Below are 17,111 nucleotides of genomic sequence, written 5' to 3'. Positions count from 1 at the left end.
CCCTTGCGCGGGCCGCGATGGATGGATCATTGCCCCGCGGGAGGCCCGCACACTCCCTCGGCGGCCCTGCTTCACAGCGTCGAGCGCAGCCACTGCTCCACGCTCGCGATGTGCACCGTCGCCCATGACCTGGCCGCCTCCGCGTCGCGGTCGCGCAGTGCGGTGAGGATCGCGCGGTGTTCGTGCAGGGTGCGGCTCACGGCGTCCTCCTGGGTGAGGCCGCGCCAGACGCGGGCCCGGGTGGTGGGTCCCGAGAGGCCGTCGAGGAGCGAGCAGAGCACCGAGTTGCCGGACGACTGCACGATGCCGCGGTGGAACTCCAGGTCGCAGGCGACCAGCTCCTCCACCGAGGGCGCAGGACCGAGGGCGTCCAACTGGGCGCTCAGCACGTCGAGTTCGGCCTCGGTGATGTGGGCGCTCGCCATCGCCGTGGCGGCCGGCTCCAGGATGCGGCGCACGGCGAGGAACTCCAGGACCGTGTCGTCGCGGTGGAAGTCGACGACGAAGCTCAGGGCTTCGAGCAGGAGCTGCGGGTCCAGACTGGTGACGTACGTACCATCGCCCTGGCGTACGTCGAGGATGCGGATCAGCGAGAGGGCACGCACCGCCTCGCGCAGTGAGTTGCGTGAAAGGCCCAGGTCGGCGGCGAGTTCACTCTCCTTGGGCAGCCGGTCGCCGGGACGCAGCGCGCCGGAGACGATCATGCCCTTGATCTTTTCGATGGCCTCGTCGGTGACAGCCATGGGACCTCGCCTCGCAAGACAGAAGACATCCGATGTATCGCACGAGTATGTCGTGTCCCAGCGCTGTCGTGCACGTGGTCCCGCGAATCCGTACTTCTCTCAGGGCTAAGGTTTCTAAGATCTCCGTGACTGACCGCGGGACGGCACTGCCCGGGGGACGGGCGAGAGGGAGGCTACGGCACATGGCCGGGAAGAAGTCGGCGGGACCCCAGCGGGACGCGGTCGCGTCGATCATCGAGGACTGGGCGAGGGAACGGCCGGATCTCGACACCGCGCCCCTGGAGGTTCTCGCGCGGCTGCACCGGACCTTCTTGCGCTACAACACCAGGCTCACCGCGGCGATCGAGCGGCACGGCCTCGCGGTCGCCGGGTTCGACGTGCTGACCGCGCTGCGCAGGGCCGGGGCGCCCTACCGGCTCACGGCGGGCCAGCTCGCCGACTCCGGTCTCGTCTCGTCGGCCGGGGTGACACTGCGCATCGACCGTCTGGAGAAGGACGGTCTCATCGTGCGCGAGCGCGACGCGGAGGACCGCCGCGTCGTCTACTCGCGGCTCACCGATACGGGCCTGGTCAAGATCGACGAGGTGTTCGCCGAGCATCTCGACAACGAACGCCGGATGCTCGGCGGTCTCTCCCCGGCCGAATGCCGCCAACTGGCGCGCCTGATGTCGAAGTTGGAGCGGTCCATCACCGACTCCGACGAACCCCGGGAAGCGGAAGCCTGAGCTCTACGAGCCGGCGGCCTGAGCCCTACCCGCCAGCGGCCTGAGCCTCCGCCTCCGCGCGGTACATCCGGCGCAGCCGGACCACGCCCAGGTCGTGCTGGTAGAGGTTCTCGCGCTGGTCGGCGTCGGCGGGCATCGCCTCCAGCATCACCCGGTCCTGTTCGAGGACCTGCCAGTGGCGCTCCTCGATGAGGGTCCTGTAGAGGAAGCGCCAGGTGTCGCGCTGCCAGCCCTGCACGCGGCGGTAGCGCCAGAAGAAGACACCGGTGCGGTTCTCGTCGACCGGGCAGACCATGCCGACGATCCCGAACGGGCCGCCGGGGCCCGCCGACGGCGGGTACGGGATGGTGAGGTCCACCCAGTCCACGCCGGTGCGGCACAGCTCCACCCAGTCGAAGTTGACGCCCCGCTGGTCGGTCTTCTCGAAGAAGTAGCCGCGGTCCGTCTCCCGGATGCGGAACTTGGCGGTGGTGTCGCCGTCGTACATCGTGTGCGACTCGTGGTGCAGGAACGCGCCGTGCATCGGGTCGAGGAGGTTCTCCACCGCGAACCGCCACGGTCCGTCCCACTCCGCGTAGCAGAGGATCGCGTCCACGTCGGGGTCGGTGAGCGGCTCGGGGAGTGTCAGTTCGGCGGGCTCCGGGTGCCGTTCGTCGCCGAAGTACGCGAGGATCGCTCCGCCGATCTCCCGCACGGGCAGCGTCGTGACGAGCTTCTTGCCCTCCAGGTTGCAGCCGGGCAGGCCCGGTACGGAGGAGACCGTGCCGTCGGTCTCGATCTCCACGCCGTGGTACCAGCAGGCCACCCGGTCACCGAGGTGTTTGCCCAGGGAGAGGGGCGCCCCGCGGTGCGGGCAGCGGTCGGCGAGCATCGACAGGGCGCCGTCGGAGCGGCGGAAGAGCAGCCACTGCTCGCCCAGCGCGGTGACCTTGCGCATGGCGCCGGGGGCGACGAAGTCCGAGGGGACGACGGGGTGCCACTGGTTGCGCAGGCCGGTGGCGTAGATGTGGTCGGCGGAGGCGGTGGGGCCGACGCGGGGAGTCAGGGTGGTCATCGGGGTCACGCTCCCAGTCGGTTCATCTCGGCACGGAAGGATTCTTCGGTCCACGGGGCGCCGTCGGGCGCGTGCACCTGACGGGCGTTCAAGCCGCGTACGACGTCGGCGAGTTCGTGGCCATCCTTGGTGAAGACCTCTTCGAGGGTGGCGGCGAGCTTGTACTCATAGGGGGTCGGCTCGTGCGTCCGGGACTGGTGGACGTTCAGGTACGGCCAGGGGGTGGTCACTGTTGCCTCCGGTGGGGATTACAGGTCGAGGACGAGACGGCCGGACGCGCAGCGCGAGACGCAGATCATCATCGAGGCGTTCGCGGCGTGCTCGGCCTCGCTGAGCAGGAAGTCGCGGTGGTCGGGCGTGCCGTCGAGCACCCGGGTCTCGCAGCTGCCGCAGATGCCTTCCTGGCAGGAGCTGTTGACGCTCAGGCCCGCGGCCTCGGCGGCCTGGAGCACCGAGGTGTCCTCGCCGACGGAGAGGGTCACGCCGGAGCGGCGGCACTCGACCTCGAACGCGGACTCGTCACCGGTCCGCTCCGCGACGGGCGCGGTGAACCGCTCCACGCGCAGTCGGTCCGCCGGGGCGACGGCCGCCACGGCGGCGAGCAGGGGCTCGGGGCCGCAGCAGTACACGAGCGTGCGCTCGGGCAGATCGCTGAGCGTGGCGGAGAGATCGATGTGACCGAGCTCGTCCTGTGGCACGAGGGTCAAGTCACCGCCCAGGGCGGCGATGTCATCGGTGAAGGCCATCGACCCCCGGTTGCGCCCGCCGTAGACCATGCGCCACTCGGCGCCGCGCCTGGCGGCCTCGCGGGCCATGGCGAGGAGCGGGGTGATGCCGATGCCGCCCGCGATGAAGAGGTAGCCGGGCGCGTCCTCGAGCGCGAAGTGGTTGCGCGGCTCGGAGACGGTGACGCTCTGGCCGGGCCGCAGCGCGGTGTGCACGTGCCGTGAACCGCCGCGTGAGGAAGCCTCGTTGAGGACGCCAATCCGGTACGCGGACGTGTCCCGCGGATCCCCGCACAGGCTGTACTGGCGTACGTGGCCGCCCGCGTGCAGGTCGAGATGCGCGCCGGGGGTCCAGGCGGGCAGCGGCTTGCCGTCGGGGTGGGTGAGCTCGACGGAGAGGACTCCGTCCGCTTCCCAGGTCATGCGGCGCACAAGGAGCGTGAGTTCGCTCTCGTTCATGGAGAAGGCCTCCTCACTGGCCGGGAATCTTGACGGGCGGGGTGAACGGGTTCTTCATCGGGCCCAGGCGCGCCAGGTCGACCTCGACGAGGGTCGGCCCGTCGGAGGCGACGGCGTGGCTGATCACCGGGAGCGCGTGGTCCTCGGCGGCGATCCGGGCGTAGGGCAACCCGCAGGCACGAGCGAGCAGTTCGAAGTCGGGGGTGGCGAGATCGACGCCCGAGCGGCGCTCGCTGTAGCGGTCCTGCATGTTGCGGAGCACGCCGTACCCGCCGTCGTTGAAGACGATCAGGGTCAGCCGGGGCCGCTCCTGGGCGAGCGTGAGCAGTTCGCCCAGGTGGACGGCGAGGCCGCCGTCGCCTGCGAGGACGACGGTGGGTGCGTCGGGCCGGGCGAGCGCCGCGCCGATGCCCATGCCGAGGCCTTGCCCGATGCCGCCACCGCGCGGGAAGACGTTGTCGCGGGGGTCGTACATCTCCAGGAGCCGGTTGCCCCAGCTGCTGGACGGGATGGTCACGTCACGGGCCACGACGGCCTCGCGGGGCAGCGCGGCGCGGATGGCGTCGCAGATCGCTGCCTGCGGACCGATGTTGTCGTGCAGGGTGGCACGGACGTCCTCGCGGACGGCGGCCACCCGCCGGGTCCACCCCTCCTCGGCCGGGCGCGCGTGCGGCAGCAGGGCCGCGAGTACCTCGGGCGCGTGCCCGTGCAGGGCGTGCCGAGCCGGATACACGCGGCCGAGGGCCGCGGCGTCGATGTCGATCTGGATGTGCGCATCGGGGAGCACGAGCCCGTAGTCGGCGGTCTCGTTGGACCGGAAGTGCGTGCCGACGGTCACCAGCAGGTCAGCGTCCGCGAGGAGGGCACGGCAGACCGGGGTGGTCGCGAAGTTCCCGATCACCTGCGGATGATCCTCGGGCACGGCCCCCCGCCCGGAGTTGGAACTGAGCAGCCCGGCACCGGTGACGCGCAGCAGCTCGGCCAGCTCGTCCCGAGCCCGGGTGGCCCCACCGCCGGCCCAGACGAGGGGGCGCCTGGCCTTGGCCAGGAGGGCCTGAGCGGCGACGAGATCGCCTTCGGCGGGAAGTGAACCGCCCGCGGGACACACGACCGCTGAGCCGATCTGGGCCCGGCCCCCCGCATCCCTCTGTGCCGCGTACTGCAGGTCCACCGGCCACTCCACGCTTGCCGGGCCGGCCGGGGCCGTCAGGGTTGCTTGGGCCGCCTTGCGCAGGATGTGGGCCGCCGTGTCCGTGGACGTCACCGTCTGCGCGTACTTGGAGACCGCCCGGAGCATCCCCAGCTGGTCCTTCGTCTCGTGGATGAAGCCTCGGCCGCTGCCCAGGTACTCCGTTTCCACCTGGCCCGTGACGTGCAGGACGGACGTGCCCGCGCTCAGTGCTTCGACCAGGCTTCCGGCCGCGTTGCCCGCGCCCGTGCCCGTCGAGGTGAGCGCGCAGCCCAGGGAGCCGCGCGCACGGCCGTAGGCGTCGGCGGCGTTCACCGCGGTCGCCTCGTGGCGGACCGGGACGAAACGCAGCTCCCGGTCCACCGCCTCGACCAACGGCAGGTTGTGCACGCTGACGATCCCGAAGACCGTGTCGATGCCGAGTTCCCGCAGGACGGCGACGAGGAGATCGCCGCCGGTGGCGTAGTGAGTGGGTGCCATGGGAGTGAGCTCCTCAGAGGATGCCGCGGCCTACGCCGCCGCAGACGTCGATGCTGGTGCCGGTGGTGTACGAGGCGCGGGGCGAGAGCAGCGCGACGATCGCGTACGCGACCTCCTCCGCGCGGCCCAGCCGGCCGAGCGCGATGCCGCGGTCCGCCGCCAGCTCCGCCTGCCACTCCTCGTACGACAGACCCGAATCGGCTGCCGCGTGGCGGCGGGTCCACTGACCGGTGTCGATCAGGCCGAGGCAGACGGAGTTGACGCGGATGCCCTCCGGGGCGAGCTCCGTGGCAAGGGACTTGGAGAGGTTGAGGATGCCCGCGCGGGCCGCGCTCGTGGTGATGAGGCGCGGCTCGGGCTGCTTGGCGAGGACCGCGTTGACGTTCACGACACTCGCCGCGTCCGACGCGGCCAGGTGCGGGCGCGCGGCGTGCAGGGGGTTCAGGACACCGGCGAACTTCAGCTCCAGCTCGTCGCGCCAGTCCTCGGCGGTCGACTCGTCGAGGCCCTTCATGCGGGACTGCCCCGCGTTGTTGACGAGCCCGTCGAGCGAGCCGAAGGTGTCGGCCGCGCGCTCGGTGAACTCCCGTACGGCATCCGCGTGGCGCACGTCGCACACCCCCGTCAGGAGGCGGTCGCCGCCGCCGAGTCCCGCAGCCGCCTTCGCGAGACGGTCGGCGTCACGCCCGCAGGTCGCGACGCGCGCGCCCTCGTCGAGCAGGGCGCGGACCGTGGCCAGGCCGACACCCGAGCTGCCGCCGGTGACCAGGACGGTCCGGTCGGAGAGGCCCAGATCCATAACTCGAAGCTCCGTTACGTCAGTTCATGGTGAAGCCGCCGTTCACGGCGACCACCTGTCCGGTCAGATAGCGGGACTCCTCGGAGAGGAGGAAGGAGACGAACCCGACGAGGTCGTCCGGCTGTTGCGGGCGCGAGATCGCCCGGTTGCCCCGGTAGAGCGCGTGCCGCTCGGCCGGCACCGTCTCGGTGGCCTCGACCTCCGTGAGCCCCGGCGCCACCGCGTTCACGGTGATCCCCTTGTCGCCCAGCTCGCGCGCCATCGCCCGGGTCAGCGCGATGACCGCGCCCTTGGACGCGATGTAGTGGGCGAGGCGCGGTGATCCGTAAAGGGCCGCGTCCGACGCGATGTTCACGATCCGGCCGGGGGAGCCGAAGAGCGGGTGGAGGGCCTTGGCGACCAGCCACGGGCTGCGGGCGTTGACGGCCATCAGGCGGTCCCACACCTCGATGTCGATGTCCTGGAACTCCTTGCCGCCGACGCCGTTGGCGAGAGCGGCATTGTTGACCAGGCCGTACAGCGGACCCAAGTCACGTACGGTCAGGGCGAGTTCGCTCACCGAAGCCGGGTCCGCCACATCGCACCGTACGAAGTGCACGTCCAGGCCCTCCGCGCACAGCTCCGCGGCGGCCTCGCCGCCCCGCACCGCGTCCACCTCGGCGACGACGACCCGGAAGCCGTCCTCGCCCGCCCGGCGGGCCATGGCAAGGCCGAGGCCACGGCCCGCCCCGGTGACGACGACCGTACGGACATCAGGTGCAGGGACGTCAGCGGCAGGGACGTCAGTCACGCGTGACGCCGTGCATCGGCGAGTGCTCCGGGTAGGTCGGCACCTGCGGCTTCTGCGTGCCGATGACCACACAGAAGAGCGCGTCGGTGTCGCCCTCGTTCTTCAGGGAGCGCGCCACGCCCGCCGGGACGACGATCATGTCGCGGTAGCCGAGGGTGCGGTACTCGGCCTCCTCGGAGCCCCGGTGGATGCCCACCTTGACCTGCCCCTCCAGGACGAAGAAGGCCTCCTCGACGTCGTGGTGGGTGTGCTCGGGGCCCTCGGCGCCCGGCGGCAGCAGCATGTTGGAGAAGGTGAAGCCGCCGGACGGCAGGATGCGGCTGTCGTTCTCGTGGTTGCCGGTCGCGCCCGAGCCGACGTACCGGATCTGCCCGCGGCGGTACTGCGGGCCCGCCTTCTCCTGGAAGGACAGCGTGCTGAAGTCCGCGACACGGGACTCCTTGGTGGCGATCAGCGAGTCGGTGTACTTGCCGAGGTCGCCGCCGTTGTCGTACTCGGTGGTGGTCAGAGGCATGGAGGGGCTCCTTCTCAGAGGTGTTCGGGGATACGGGCGGTGATGCGCAGGTGCGAGAGGACCCAGGCGTTGAAGGCCTCGGGCCGCTCCTGGTTGGCCAGGTGACCGGCGTCCTTGACGATCACGTAGGCGGTTCTGTGCAGGGCTCCGGCGATGGCCTGCGAGGCCTCGACGCCGGTGACCCGGTCCTGGTCGCCGCAGAGGACGAGAGCGGGCGCGGTGATCCCCGGGATCTCGGGGCGCAGATCGGCGTCGGCCATGGACTCGGCGGCGTACGCGTATCCAGGCAGGCGCACCGACGCGGCCATCGTGTCGACGACCCGGCGGACGAGCTGCGGGGACGCGTCCGGTGAGACGAGCCGTGGCCCGCGCCGCTCGGCGAACTCCCGCGGCCCGAGCTCCGCGAGCTCGGCGGCCCGCTCCCGCATGGCGTCGGCCTTCGCGGGATCGGTGCCGGAACCGGCGCTGGAGTCCGCGACGACCAGCGAGTCGACGAGCTCGGGATGCCGGGCCGCGAGGCGCAGCGCGATCACCCCGCCCCACGAGACGCCGAGGACGTGGGCGCTCGCGCCGCGCTCCCGGATGAGGCAGGCCGCAGCGTCCGCGAAGCCGTCCAGGTCCAACGGCCCTTCCGGATCAGCCGACTTGGCGTACCCCGGAGCGTCCCAGGCCACGACCCGCACGTACGCGGACAGCTCGGCGAGCTGCGGTGCGAACGCGGCGGACGACGAGCCGATGCCGTGCAGGCACAGCAGTAGTGGCCCCGCGGAGCCCGCCTCCTCGACATGCACGGCGGCCGTCACAGGATCTGCCCCGTCCGCCCCGCGAGCGCGGCGAGACTGCGCAGGACCGCGTACGGAACGACCTGACTGGTCGCCGGGTTGGCCGGGTCCGGCAGATGCGCCACCTCGAAGCGGTACGAGCCGTGCGCGCCGGACGCCTCGACGACATGCCGCGTGTGGTGGGCGCCGGGATCGGCGACGACCCGGACCCGCACGGCGTCCAGGTCGCCGACGGCGATGGCGACCGATGCCGCGACGTTCGTCGACTTGGGGAACTTCACGGGGACATCGCGCGCCGTCCCGGACATGACCTCGACGGGCCCGGTCGCCGTCCGCATCCGCGACAGCAACTCCGCGTCCATCCACGGCTGTTCGAGCGTGGACGGCAGCTTTGTGGTGGTGAGCCGCACCTCGTCGAGCGGCCCCAGCGAACGCACCGCCTGGAGCAGATCGAGCCCGCCGACCGCGCCCCCGGTGAAGTACACCCGGCCGGGCCCCGCGGCCAGGAGCCGCTTGGAGAGCTCCTCGTCGGTGAGCGCGCCGGTGGAGGCGATCAGCAGATCGGTCCCGGAGGCGAGAACGCGCTCGCCCCATTCCCGTACCACCCCTTGGCCCGCCGCCTCGACGATGAGATCGCAGCGCTCCAAGGCCTCGTCGAAGGAGACCTGCGGCGCCGGGGCGCTCTCGCCGAGCGGGCGGTTGTCGACGAGGCAGGTCAACTCGGCGCCGGTGACGTGCTGTTCGGCCAGTGCGGCGCCGACGACACGACCGATCGCACCCCAGCCGACGATGCCGACCTTGCGTACGGCACTCATACCTGAACCTCCGGATTCTCTGGCCGGGACAGCGGTCCGGGGTCGGGTGACCCCGCCATGTGGCAGCGGATCTCCTTCGACGGCGGCCCGGCCGTTCCCCACAGGTCGGAGAGCTCGGGCACCCGCCGCCAGACCCGCGCGATCCACGCGTCCTCGACGATCTGGGCGACCTCGGAGGTGTACTCGCAGACGAGCCCGGAGGGGTCGGTGAAGTAGGAGAACGTGTTGTTGCCGGGCCCGTGGCGCCCCGGGCCCCACTGCGGGTCGATCCCGTGATGCCGCAGCCGGCCGAGGCCCCGCATGAAGTGGTCGACCGAACTCATCTCGTACGCCACGTGGTTGAGCGAGGCCCACTCCGCCTGGTTGAAGGCGATGCAGTGGTGGTCGGCGTTGCAGCGCAGGAAGGCCATCTGATGCTCGGACCAGTCGGAGACGCGCAGGCCGAGGACGTCGCGGTAGAAGGCGACGGAGGCGTCGATGTCCGCCGTGTTGAGCACCGCGTGCGTGACCCCGACCGGCACGGCGCCGTCCCGGCCGCGCGGCGCGACCGCGTGGACCTCCGCGCTGATCTCGATCAGCCGGTGCTCGGGGTCGGTGAAGCGCAGGCCGTAGCCGCCGCCGACCTGGTCGAGGGGGCCGGGCCCCGCGACCGGCGTGATGCCGCGTGCGAGCAGTCTGCGGGCGGCCTCGTCGACCTCGGCGGGTGTGCCCACGGCGAAGGAGAGCCTGCCGAGGCCCGTGCGGTCGGCGCGGGTGAGCTGGAGGGCGTGGTGCTCGGCGCCGGTGCCGCGCAGCCAGGCGGCGGTGCCGCGCTCGGACTCGACGGTCTCCAGGCCCCAGACCTCCTGGTAGAAGTCGGCCGCCTCGGTGAAGGAGGGGGTGCGGAGCTCGACGGAGCGCAGGGCGCGGAGCCGGGCGATCGGGGGGCTGGGGGTTCGGGGTCGGGACATGACCTGCTCCAGAGGTCCGGAGGTACGGGGTTCAGTTGGCCCAGGGGAGAGGCGCGTCGGTGACGCCCCAGTACAGGGACTTCTGGTGTTGGTAGGCGCGGATGCCGTCGCGGCCCTTCTCACGGCCGAGACCGCTCTCCTTCATGCCGCCGAAGGGGGTGGCGATGCTGAACTGCTTGTAGGTGTTGATCCAGACGGTGCCGGCCTCCACGCGGCGCGCGATCCGCCAGGCGGCCCGGTGGTCGCGGGTCCAGATGCCGCAGGCGAGGCCGTAGACACTGGAGTTGGCCTGCCGCACGAGGTCGTCCTCGTCGTCGAAGGGCAGCGCGACCAGGACGGGCCCGAAGATCTCCTCCTGGCAGGTGCGCGAGGAGTTGGGGAGCCCGTCGAGGACGGTGGGCAGGTAGTACGCCCCGTCCCGGTACTCCGCACCCTCCGGCACACTCCCGCCGCACAGCACCCGCGCGCCTTCCTCGCGGGCGAGATCGACGTACGAGGCGACCGAGTCCCGGTGCTTGTGGTGGACGAGGGGCGCGACCTGGGTGTCGGGAGAGGTGCCGGGCCCGACGCGCAACTTCCCTACGCGCTCGACGAGTTCGCCGACGAACTCCTCGTAGAGAGCGCGGGCCACGAAGAGCCGTGACCCGGCGATACAGGACTGCCCGCTGGAGGAGAAGATCCCGAACATCACGCCGGCCAGCGCCTGTTCGACGTCGGCGTCGGCGAGGACGACCGTCGGCGACTTGCCGCCCAGTTCGAGCGAGAGGGGCATCAGCTTCTCGGCCGCGACGTGCGCGAGCGTCCGGCCGGTGCTCGTGCCGCCGGTGAAGGTGACCTTGCCGACGCGCGGATCGCGGACGATCGCGTCCCCGACGACACTGCCGCGGCCGGTGAGCACGGACAGCAGCCCGGCCGGGAGCCCGAACTCCTCCAGGGCGCCGCTGATCAGCCGGCCGAGCGCCAGCGAGACGAGCGGGGTCCACTCGGCGGGCTTGAGCAGGACCGCGTTGCCGCCCGCGAGCGCCGGGGCGAGCTTCTGGGCATCGCTGGCGACGGGGGAGTTCCAGGGGTTGATCGCGCCGACGACGCCGATGGGCTCGTACACGCTCATCGTCACGTAGTCGCCGCGCGAGGGAGTGATCGTCTCCTCGGCGGTCTCCAGGGCGGCGGCCGTGTAGCGGAAGGTCGCCGCCGCGCTGCCCACCAGGGCTCGGGTCTCGGTGAGCGCCTTGCCGGTGTCGGCGGTCTGCAGGGCCGCGAGATCGTCCGCGGATGCCTCGATCAGCTCGGCGACGCGGTGCAGGAGTAGGGCGCGCCGGTGAGGCAGGAGATCGCTCCAGCGCGGATCGGCGGCGGCCTCGGCAGCCCGCCGCGCCGCCTCGGCGACCTCGTCGGGGGAGACCGCGTGGATGGTGGCGAGGACGCGGCCCGTGGCGGGATCGACGGTGTCGGCGGGGGCGCCCGCGCCGCGTCGCCACTCGCCCGCGATGAGCGCCTCGTCGGCCGGGATGCGAAGCATGGGGCCTCCTTGCGTGCTGTGTCCGGTCGCAACCACCGGGTGTGCCGGGCGAGTTCCGGATGCTCTTCGGTAAGCGCTAGAAATCTAAGGGCTTAAATATCTGAAGCGCAAGACCCTGCCCAGGACCGTTCTTCGGTGATTTCCCTGCGGAGGCCCTTGACGGGCTCCGGTGTCCGGACGGTACAACTTAAGCGCTTAGAAACTTTGCGCTTACTCGCACCTTGGCTCGGGTTTCCCCAGACTCCGCAGTCCGTAGCGTTCCCCGCTCGTCCCCGCCCCCGCCCCCTCAGCAGCGGAGTACCCGCATGACGATCGACGCTTCCCCGGACCGAGCGGTCCGGGCCGCCATAGCCGCCCGCTTCGAACGGCTTCCCCTGTGCCGCTGGCACATCACCGTCCGGCTCATCGTGGGCGCGGTCACCTTCTTCGAAGCCTTCGACCAGCTCCTGATCGCCTACGCCCTGCCCGACCTGCGCCACGAATGGGACCTCAGCACCTCCGCCGCGACGCTGCTGCTCACCGTCGGCTCGATCGGCATGCTGATCGGGGCGCTGCTCTCCGGGCGGCTCGCGGATCGGATCGGCCGGGTGAAGGTCATCGCGCTGTGCATCGCGCTGTCCAGCGTCGCCAACCTGGCCCTGTCCGTGTCCACGTCGCCGGACGCCTTCATGGCCCTGCGGTTCGTCCAGGGCCTGGCCATCGGGGGCGAGGTGCCGGTGGCGGCGACCTTCATCGCCGAGATCACCCGTAGCCACCAGCGCGGCCGTTTCGTGCTCCTCTACGAGCTGGTGTTCCCGGCGGGCCTGACCGTGGGCGCGCTGGTCGCGGCCTGGGTGGTGCCGATACTCGGCTGGCGCTGGATGTACGCCCTCGCCGCGCTGCCCGGCCTGCTCTGCATCCTCGTACAGCGGAAGGTGCCCGAGTCGCCGCGGTGGCTCGCGGATCACGGCAGGACGGCCGAGGCGGACGCGGTGATGGCCGGCATCGAGGCGGACGTCGAGCGGATCACGGCGAAACCCCTGCCGCCCGTGCCCGAGGCGCTTCCCGTCGTGGCGCCCGGCGAGGCGGCCTCCGGTCTCCGCGGCTTGTTCACCGGCCGCTACCGCCGCCGGACACTGATCATCGGCGTGCTCTGGTTCACCGGCTACTTCGTCAACTACGGCATCACGTCCTGGCTCCCGACGATCTACCAGAACCGCTACGACCTCTCCCTCTCGGACGCGCTCCTCTACTCGACGGTCACGTCCTGCGCGGGTCTGCTCGGCTGCCTCGTGGCCGCGCTCACCGTCGACCGGGTGGGCCGGCGGAAGGTCATCACCGGTTGTCTCGGGGGAGCGGCGCTGATGCTGGCGACGCTGGCGGCCGTCGGCGCGGACACGCCGGTGCAGGTCCTGCTGTGGACCTCGCTCGCGGCGGTCTTCTTCTTCGGCTCCAACATCTGCCTGTACCTCTACACGCCGGAACTCTTCCCGACGCGGATGCGGGCGCTCGGCAGCAGCGTGGGCGGGGCGATGAACCGGCTCGGGGTGATCCTCGGCCCGATCGTGGTGGGGGTCGTGTACGCGGGTGGGAACGTGTCGACGGTGTTCGTGATGCTGGGGGGCGTGGCGCTGGTCGGGTCCGTGGTGGCTGCGGTCGGCGCCGAGGAGACGGCGGGGCGGAGGCTGGAGGAGGTCTCGCCGTAGGCGGGGGCGGGCGCTGCCTCCGGCGGATGTTTCCCCAACCCCGCCCCTTCCCGAAAACCCGCTCTGGCGCGGGGGCCTTGGTGGCCGTCATCACCGGCTCCGCCGAGTTCGTCCTCAAACGCCGGACGGGCTGAGACTCTCAGCCCGGCCGGCGTTTGAGGCCATCTTGTACGGGGTCTGGGGCGGAGCCCCAGTTTCGGGAAGGGGTGGGATTGGGGAGAGCCCCGCAGGGACCGCTCTGACCGTTACCCGAACCGCTCGATCCGGATGCGATCAACCGGCTGGCCCCCGGCCACCAGCAGCCGCGACGCATGCTCGGCGAACCCGTTCGACCCGCAGATGTACGCCTCCCAGCCCCCCTCGGGCTGAGCGGGGCCGAGGAACGGCGCCAGGTGCTCGGCACGAAGCCGCCCCTCCGCCCGCGTCAGAACGACCGTGGTCTCGTCCCCGTACTCATCCGCGTAGATCAAATCCTCGCGCGTCCGAGCGGAAACCAGAAGCCGCAACGGCACCGGCCGCCCGGCCCGCCGCCAGTGCCGCAGCATGGACATCAGCGGGACCACACCGGAGCCGGCCCCCAGCAGGAGTGCGGGACGGTCGCCGGGCCACGCGAAGAACCCCGACAGGGGCCCGCGGACCTCCACCACGTCGCCGACGCGGGCCACCGTGTGCAGATGGCCCGACACCTCGCCACCCGGCACATGGTCCAGGGTCAGCTCGATCTCACCGCCCTCGGCGGCTCCCTCGGGCGCGGAGGCGATCGAGTAGTGGCGCTGGGCCACGTACCCGTCCGGGGCGGTCAGCCGCAGCATCAGATGCTGGCCCGGCAGATGCCCCTGCCAGTGGGGCACCTTCAGGCGGAAGCTGGACACCGTGCCCGCCGCGTTCTCGCGCCGGACGTCCACCACCACGGCCCGCTGCCACTCGGACGCCGCACGATCGCTCACCGCGATCCGCCCCGGCACGGCGAACCGCGTCGGGGGAACGAAGGGTTCGGTCACAGACTCAGTCACCGGCGTACCGCTCCTCACGCCAGGGATTCCCCCGGTGGTGATAGCCGTTCTGCTCCCAGAAGCCGGGCTCGTCGTGGTCCAGGAGCCGCAGCCCCGCGACCCACTTCGCGCTCTTCCAGAAGTACAGGTGGGGAACGATCAGCCGCGCCGGGCCGCCGTGCTCGGGCGGCAGCGGGCCGTCCCCGTACTCCCAGACGATCCACGCCTTCCCGCCCGTCACGTCGGAGAGGGGGAGGTTCGTGGTGTACCCGGTGTGGGAGTAGGCGACGACGTGCGTGGCATCCGGGCGCGGCCCCGCCGCGGCCAGGAACGCGTCCAGGCTCACCCCGCCGAAGCGCACCCCGAACTTGGACCAGCTGGTCACGCAGTGGATGTCGCCGCGGTACTCGGACGCGGGCAGCGCGTGCGCCTCGTCCCACGTCCAGGTGTGCGGGGTGGTGACGAGGCCGTCCACGCGGAACGTCCAGTCCGCGGGCGCGAGCTCGGGCGTCACCTCGGCGGACAGGACGGGCCAGCCGTCGGCCGCGTCGTACTGCCCGGGAGGCAGCCGCGGGTCGCGGTCGGCGGCGCGGGCGCGGCCGGTGAAGCCGCGGGTGGGTTCGATGCTCATAACGTGCTCGATGCTCGTACCGTGCTCGGTGCTCATACGGTGCTTGCCACTTCGGAGGTGCCTGTCGTGCTCGCGGGACCGGTCGCCGCGCAGGCCGCCGCGTCCCGCAGGGCGCGCAGCGCACGGCGCTCGTCCACTGTCACCAGCGTACGGTCCCGCATCAGGACCCGGCCGTCGACGACCGTGTCCCGTACGTCACTGGACGCGGCGGCGTAGGCCAGCATCGACCAGGGGTCGTGGCGAGGCGTGAGATGCGGCCGGTCGAGGTCGAGGACGATCAGGTCGGCGCGCTTGCCGGGCTCCAGGGAGCCCAGCTGGTCGCCGAGACCGAGCGCCCGCGCCGATTCGATCGTGGCCATCCGCACGGCCTGCTCGGCGCCGACAGCCGTCGGATCGCCGCCCGCCTTGTGCACGAGCGCCGCGACCTTCACCGCGCCGAGGAGGTCCAGGGTGTTGGAGCTCACCGCGCCGTCCGTGCCGAGGCCCACCGTGACACCCGCGTAGAGCAGGTCGGGGACGCGTGCGATGCCGCAGCCCAGCTTCAGGTTCGACACCGGGCAGTGCGCGACGGACGTACCGGTACGGGCGATGGTTTCGATCTCTGCGTCCGTGAGGTCGACGGCGTGCGCGAGCAGGGTGTCCGGGCCGAGCACGCCCAGCGAGTCGAGCAGTTCCACGGGGCGCATGCCGTGCTGCTCGGTGACCATCTCCACCTCGCCCGCGTTCTCGGCGGCGTGGAGGTGCAGCAGGGCGCCGTGCTCACGGGCGAGCGCGCTGATCGCCGTCAGCTGCGCGGGCGCCAGGGTGTACGCGGAGTGCGCGAAGACCACGGGGCGGGTGCCCGGCGCCGGGGTGCGGGCGGCGAGGTCGGCCGAAGCCCAGCCGAGCCGGTCGGCGTAGGGGCGGCCGTCCGGCGGGCCCGGCACGTCCATGAACGTGGGTCCGGTCAGGAGGCGCCACCCGGCGTCGCGGGCCACGGCCTCGGCCGCCTCGTGGAACCAGTACATGTCGAGCGCGGCGGTGACCCCACCCCGTACGGATTCGGCGATCGCGCCCTGGATGCCCGCGCTCACCGTCTCCGGCGAGAGACCCTCCGCCTCGGCCGGGATCACGCGGGCCAGGAAGCCCTGGAGAGTGACGTCGTCGGCTATGCCACGGAACAGGGCCATCGCCAGGTGCGTGTGCGTGTTGATCAGGCCCGGCAGGACGAGGCAGCCGCGGGCGTCCAGTTCGTCGGCGGCCTCATAGGCGGCGCGCAGCCGCTCGGCCGGGCCGACGTCGACGATCCGGCCCTCGCGCACGGCGACGGCGCCGTCCCGCACGACGGTGCCGGACGCGTCGACGGTGAGGATGTCGCCGCCGTGGACCAGGAGATCGATGGAGCCGCCCCTGTCCTGGGCCGGCAGGTCGGTGGGGTGGTGCATCGGTTCCGTTCTCCTGGGGTGGTGCATGTGCGGCTCAGTGCTCCGTGGCGGCAAGGAGACGGAGCGCGTCCAAGGCTATCCGGGCGCCCCGGTCGACTCCTTCGGCCACCACGTTCCGGTGCGGGTTGTATCCACCGGTGGCAGCCTCGTCGACGAGTTCGTCGGCGTTGGCTCCGTCGACCACGAGCGCGCCGCCCGCGACCAGGCCGTGTGTGGACGCGAAGACGTACAGCGCCGAGAGCTCCATCTCGATGGCCGCGATCCCGGCGGCCGCGTACGCCTCACCGGGCAGCGGCAGGAACCCCGGCTGGAACGCGGCCCGCGTCCACACCACACCACGGTGGTACGGGGCCTCGGCCGCGCGGGCGGCCCGCTGGAGTGCGATGACCGCCTCCGGGGCCGCGAACGCCGGGTACTCGGCGGGGATCAGCTGCTGGGTCACGCCGTCGTCCCGTACCGCCGCGTCCGCGATGACCAGGTCGCCGTCGCGGATGCCGGGGCGGATCGCGCCGGCCGTGCCGAGCCGCAGGATGGTGCTCACGCCCGCCTCCGCGAGCTCCTGGAAGAGGAGCATCGCGCCGGGGGCGCCGACGCCGTGCGAGGCGACGACGACCGGGGTGCCCTGCCAACTGCCGGTGAAGGTGCGGTACTCGCGGTGGTACGACACCTCCTTCGCGTCGTCGAGGAGATCGGCGACGGTGGTGGCGCGCGCCGGGTCGCCGACCACGACCGCACGGGTGGGCAGGCCGGTGCGGGGGACGCGGGTGATGGGCAGCGCGTCGGCGAGCGTGCCGGGTTCGGTGCGCGTACGGGCGTCGGTCGTCATGAGGCTGCT

The 17,111-nt window shown here is 71.9% G+C and carries 18 protein-coding genes; 2 read left to right on the top strand and 16 right to left on the bottom strand.

What is annotated here, in order from left to right; genetic code table 11:
• Nucleotides 1-71: 71 nt before the first annotated feature.
• Nucleotides 72-743 carry a FadR/GntR family transcriptional regulator gene (locus ACIBCK_RS20310; protein WP_399392011.1) on the bottom strand — a complete coding sequence of 224 codons (672 nt, stop codon included), beginning with the start codon at nucleotides 741-743 and terminating at the stop codon, nucleotides 72-74.
• A 182-nt stretch (nucleotides 744-925) separates the two neighbouring features.
• Between ACIBCK_RS20310 and ACIBCK_RS20305 the strand changes: the two genes are divergently transcribed.
• Nucleotides 926-1,468, top strand: a complete 543-nt coding sequence (locus ACIBCK_RS20305) for a MarR family winged helix-turn-helix transcriptional regulator (protein ID WP_399392009.1) — start codon at nucleotides 926-928, stop codon at nucleotides 1,466-1,468.
• Nucleotides 1,469-1,493: 25 nt separating this feature from the next.
• On the opposite strand, the gene ACIBCK_RS20300 is transcribed toward ACIBCK_RS20305, so the two are convergent.
• The 11 genes from ACIBCK_RS20300 to ACIBCK_RS20250 are packed head-to-tail and all read right to left on the bottom strand — an operon-like array spanning nucleotide 1,494 to nucleotide 11,544.
• A complete protein-coding gene (locus tag ACIBCK_RS20300; protein WP_399392007.1) occupies nucleotides 1,494-2,522 on the bottom strand; it encodes a Rieske 2Fe-2S domain-containing protein in 1,029 nt (342 codons plus the stop codon).
• Nucleotides 2,523-2,527: 5 nt separating this feature from the next.
• Entirely contained in the window at nucleotides 2,528-2,752 is a 225-nt protein-coding gene (locus ACIBCK_RS20295; RefSeq protein WP_399392005.1) for a recombinase-like helix-turn-helix domain-containing protein, read from the bottom strand.
• A gap of 18 nt (nucleotides 2,753-2,770) precedes the next feature.
• The gene (locus ACIBCK_RS20290; protein WP_399392003.1) at nucleotides 2,771-3,706 is read right to left on the bottom strand and encodes a PDR/VanB family oxidoreductase; all 936 of its coding nucleotides are present in this window, start codon (nucleotides 3,704-3,706) and stop codon (nucleotides 2,771-2,773) included.
• Nucleotides 3,707-3,719: 13 nt separating this feature from the next.
• Entirely contained in the window at nucleotides 3,720-5,375 is a 1,656-nt protein-coding gene (locus tag ACIBCK_RS20285; protein WP_399392001.1) for a thiamine pyrophosphate-binding protein, read from the bottom strand.
• Nucleotides 5,376-5,388: 13 nt separating this feature from the next.
• Nucleotides 5,389-6,174: an SDR family oxidoreductase gene (locus ACIBCK_RS20280; RefSeq protein ID WP_399391999.1), complete on the bottom strand. Its 786-nt coding sequence runs from the start codon at nucleotides 6,172-6,174 to the stop codon at nucleotides 5,389-5,391.
• A gap of 19 nt (nucleotides 6,175-6,193) precedes the next feature.
• Nucleotides 6,194-6,964: an SDR family oxidoreductase gene (locus tag ACIBCK_RS20275; RefSeq protein WP_399391998.1), complete on the bottom strand. Its 771-nt coding sequence runs from the start codon at nucleotides 6,962-6,964 to the stop codon at nucleotides 6,194-6,196.
• Complete coding sequence (locus tag ACIBCK_RS20270; protein ID WP_399391996.1) at nucleotides 6,957-7,478, bottom strand: cupin domain-containing protein; 522 nt, start codon at nucleotides 7,476-7,478, stop codon at nucleotides 6,957-6,959. The genes ACIBCK_RS20275 and ACIBCK_RS20270 overlap by 8 nt, the downstream gene beginning before the upstream one ends.
• Before the next feature lie 14 nt (nucleotides 7,479-7,492).
• A complete protein-coding gene (locus ACIBCK_RS20265; RefSeq protein WP_399391995.1) occupies nucleotides 7,493-8,281 on the bottom strand; it encodes an alpha/beta fold hydrolase in 789 nt (262 codons plus the stop codon).
• A complete protein-coding gene (locus ACIBCK_RS20260; RefSeq protein ID WP_399391993.1) occupies nucleotides 8,278-9,075 on the bottom strand; it encodes an aspartate dehydrogenase domain-containing protein in 798 nt (265 codons plus the stop codon). Before ACIBCK_RS20260 ends, ACIBCK_RS20265 begins: the two co-directional genes overlap by 4 nt.
• Nucleotides 9,072-10,025 (bottom strand): VOC family protein, encoded by a 954-nt coding sequence (locus tag ACIBCK_RS20255; RefSeq protein WP_399391991.1) that lies wholly within the window; start codon nucleotides 10,023-10,025, stop codon nucleotides 9,072-9,074. Before ACIBCK_RS20255 ends, ACIBCK_RS20260 begins: the two co-directional genes overlap by 4 nt.
• Before the next feature lie 31 nt (nucleotides 10,026-10,056).
• Nucleotides 10,057-11,544, bottom strand: coding sequence for an aldehyde dehydrogenase (locus ACIBCK_RS20250; RefSeq protein ID WP_399391989.1), 1,488 nt, complete (start codon nucleotides 11,542-11,544; stop codon nucleotides 10,057-10,059).
• 305 nt (nucleotides 11,545-11,849) lie between these two features.
• Between ACIBCK_RS20250 and ACIBCK_RS20245 the strand changes: the two genes are divergently transcribed.
• Complete coding sequence (locus ACIBCK_RS20245; protein ID WP_399391987.1) at nucleotides 11,850-13,229, top strand: MFS transporter; 1,380 nt, start codon at nucleotides 11,850-11,852, stop codon at nucleotides 13,227-13,229.
• A 245-nt stretch (nucleotides 13,230-13,474) separates the two neighbouring features.
• Here the strand turns inward: ACIBCK_RS20245 and ACIBCK_RS20240 are convergent, their stop codons facing one another.
• Genes ACIBCK_RS20240 through ACIBCK_RS20225 form a run of 4 tightly spaced genes read right to left on the bottom strand, consistent with a single transcriptional unit; the run spans nucleotide 13,475 to nucleotide 17,102 of the window.
• Entirely contained in the window at nucleotides 13,475-14,230 is a 756-nt protein-coding gene (locus tag ACIBCK_RS20240) for an FAD-binding oxidoreductase (RefSeq protein WP_399392306.1), read from the bottom strand.
• A 4-nt stretch (nucleotides 14,231-14,234) separates the two neighbouring features.
• Entirely contained in the window at nucleotides 14,235-14,846 is a 612-nt protein-coding gene (locus ACIBCK_RS20235) for a sulfite oxidase-like oxidoreductase (protein ID WP_399392304.1), read from the bottom strand.
• 38 nt (nucleotides 14,847-14,884) lie between these two features.
• Entirely contained in the window at nucleotides 14,885-16,276 is a 1,392-nt protein-coding gene (locus ACIBCK_RS20230) for an amidohydrolase (protein WP_399391986.1), read from the bottom strand.
• 34 nt (nucleotides 16,277-16,310) lie between these two features.
• Entirely contained in the window at nucleotides 16,311-17,102 is a 792-nt protein-coding gene (locus ACIBCK_RS20225; protein WP_399391984.1) for a purine-nucleoside phosphorylase, read from the bottom strand.
• Between the last annotated feature and the right edge of the window lie 9 nt (nucleotides 17,103-17,111).

It is taken from the genome of Streptomyces sp. NPDC051218, assembly GCF_044455475.1.
Classification (GTDB): Bacteria; Actinomycetota; Actinomycetes; order Streptomycetales; family Streptomycetaceae; genus Streptomyces.
This window is presented reverse-complemented; position numbering and strand designations above follow the sequence as displayed.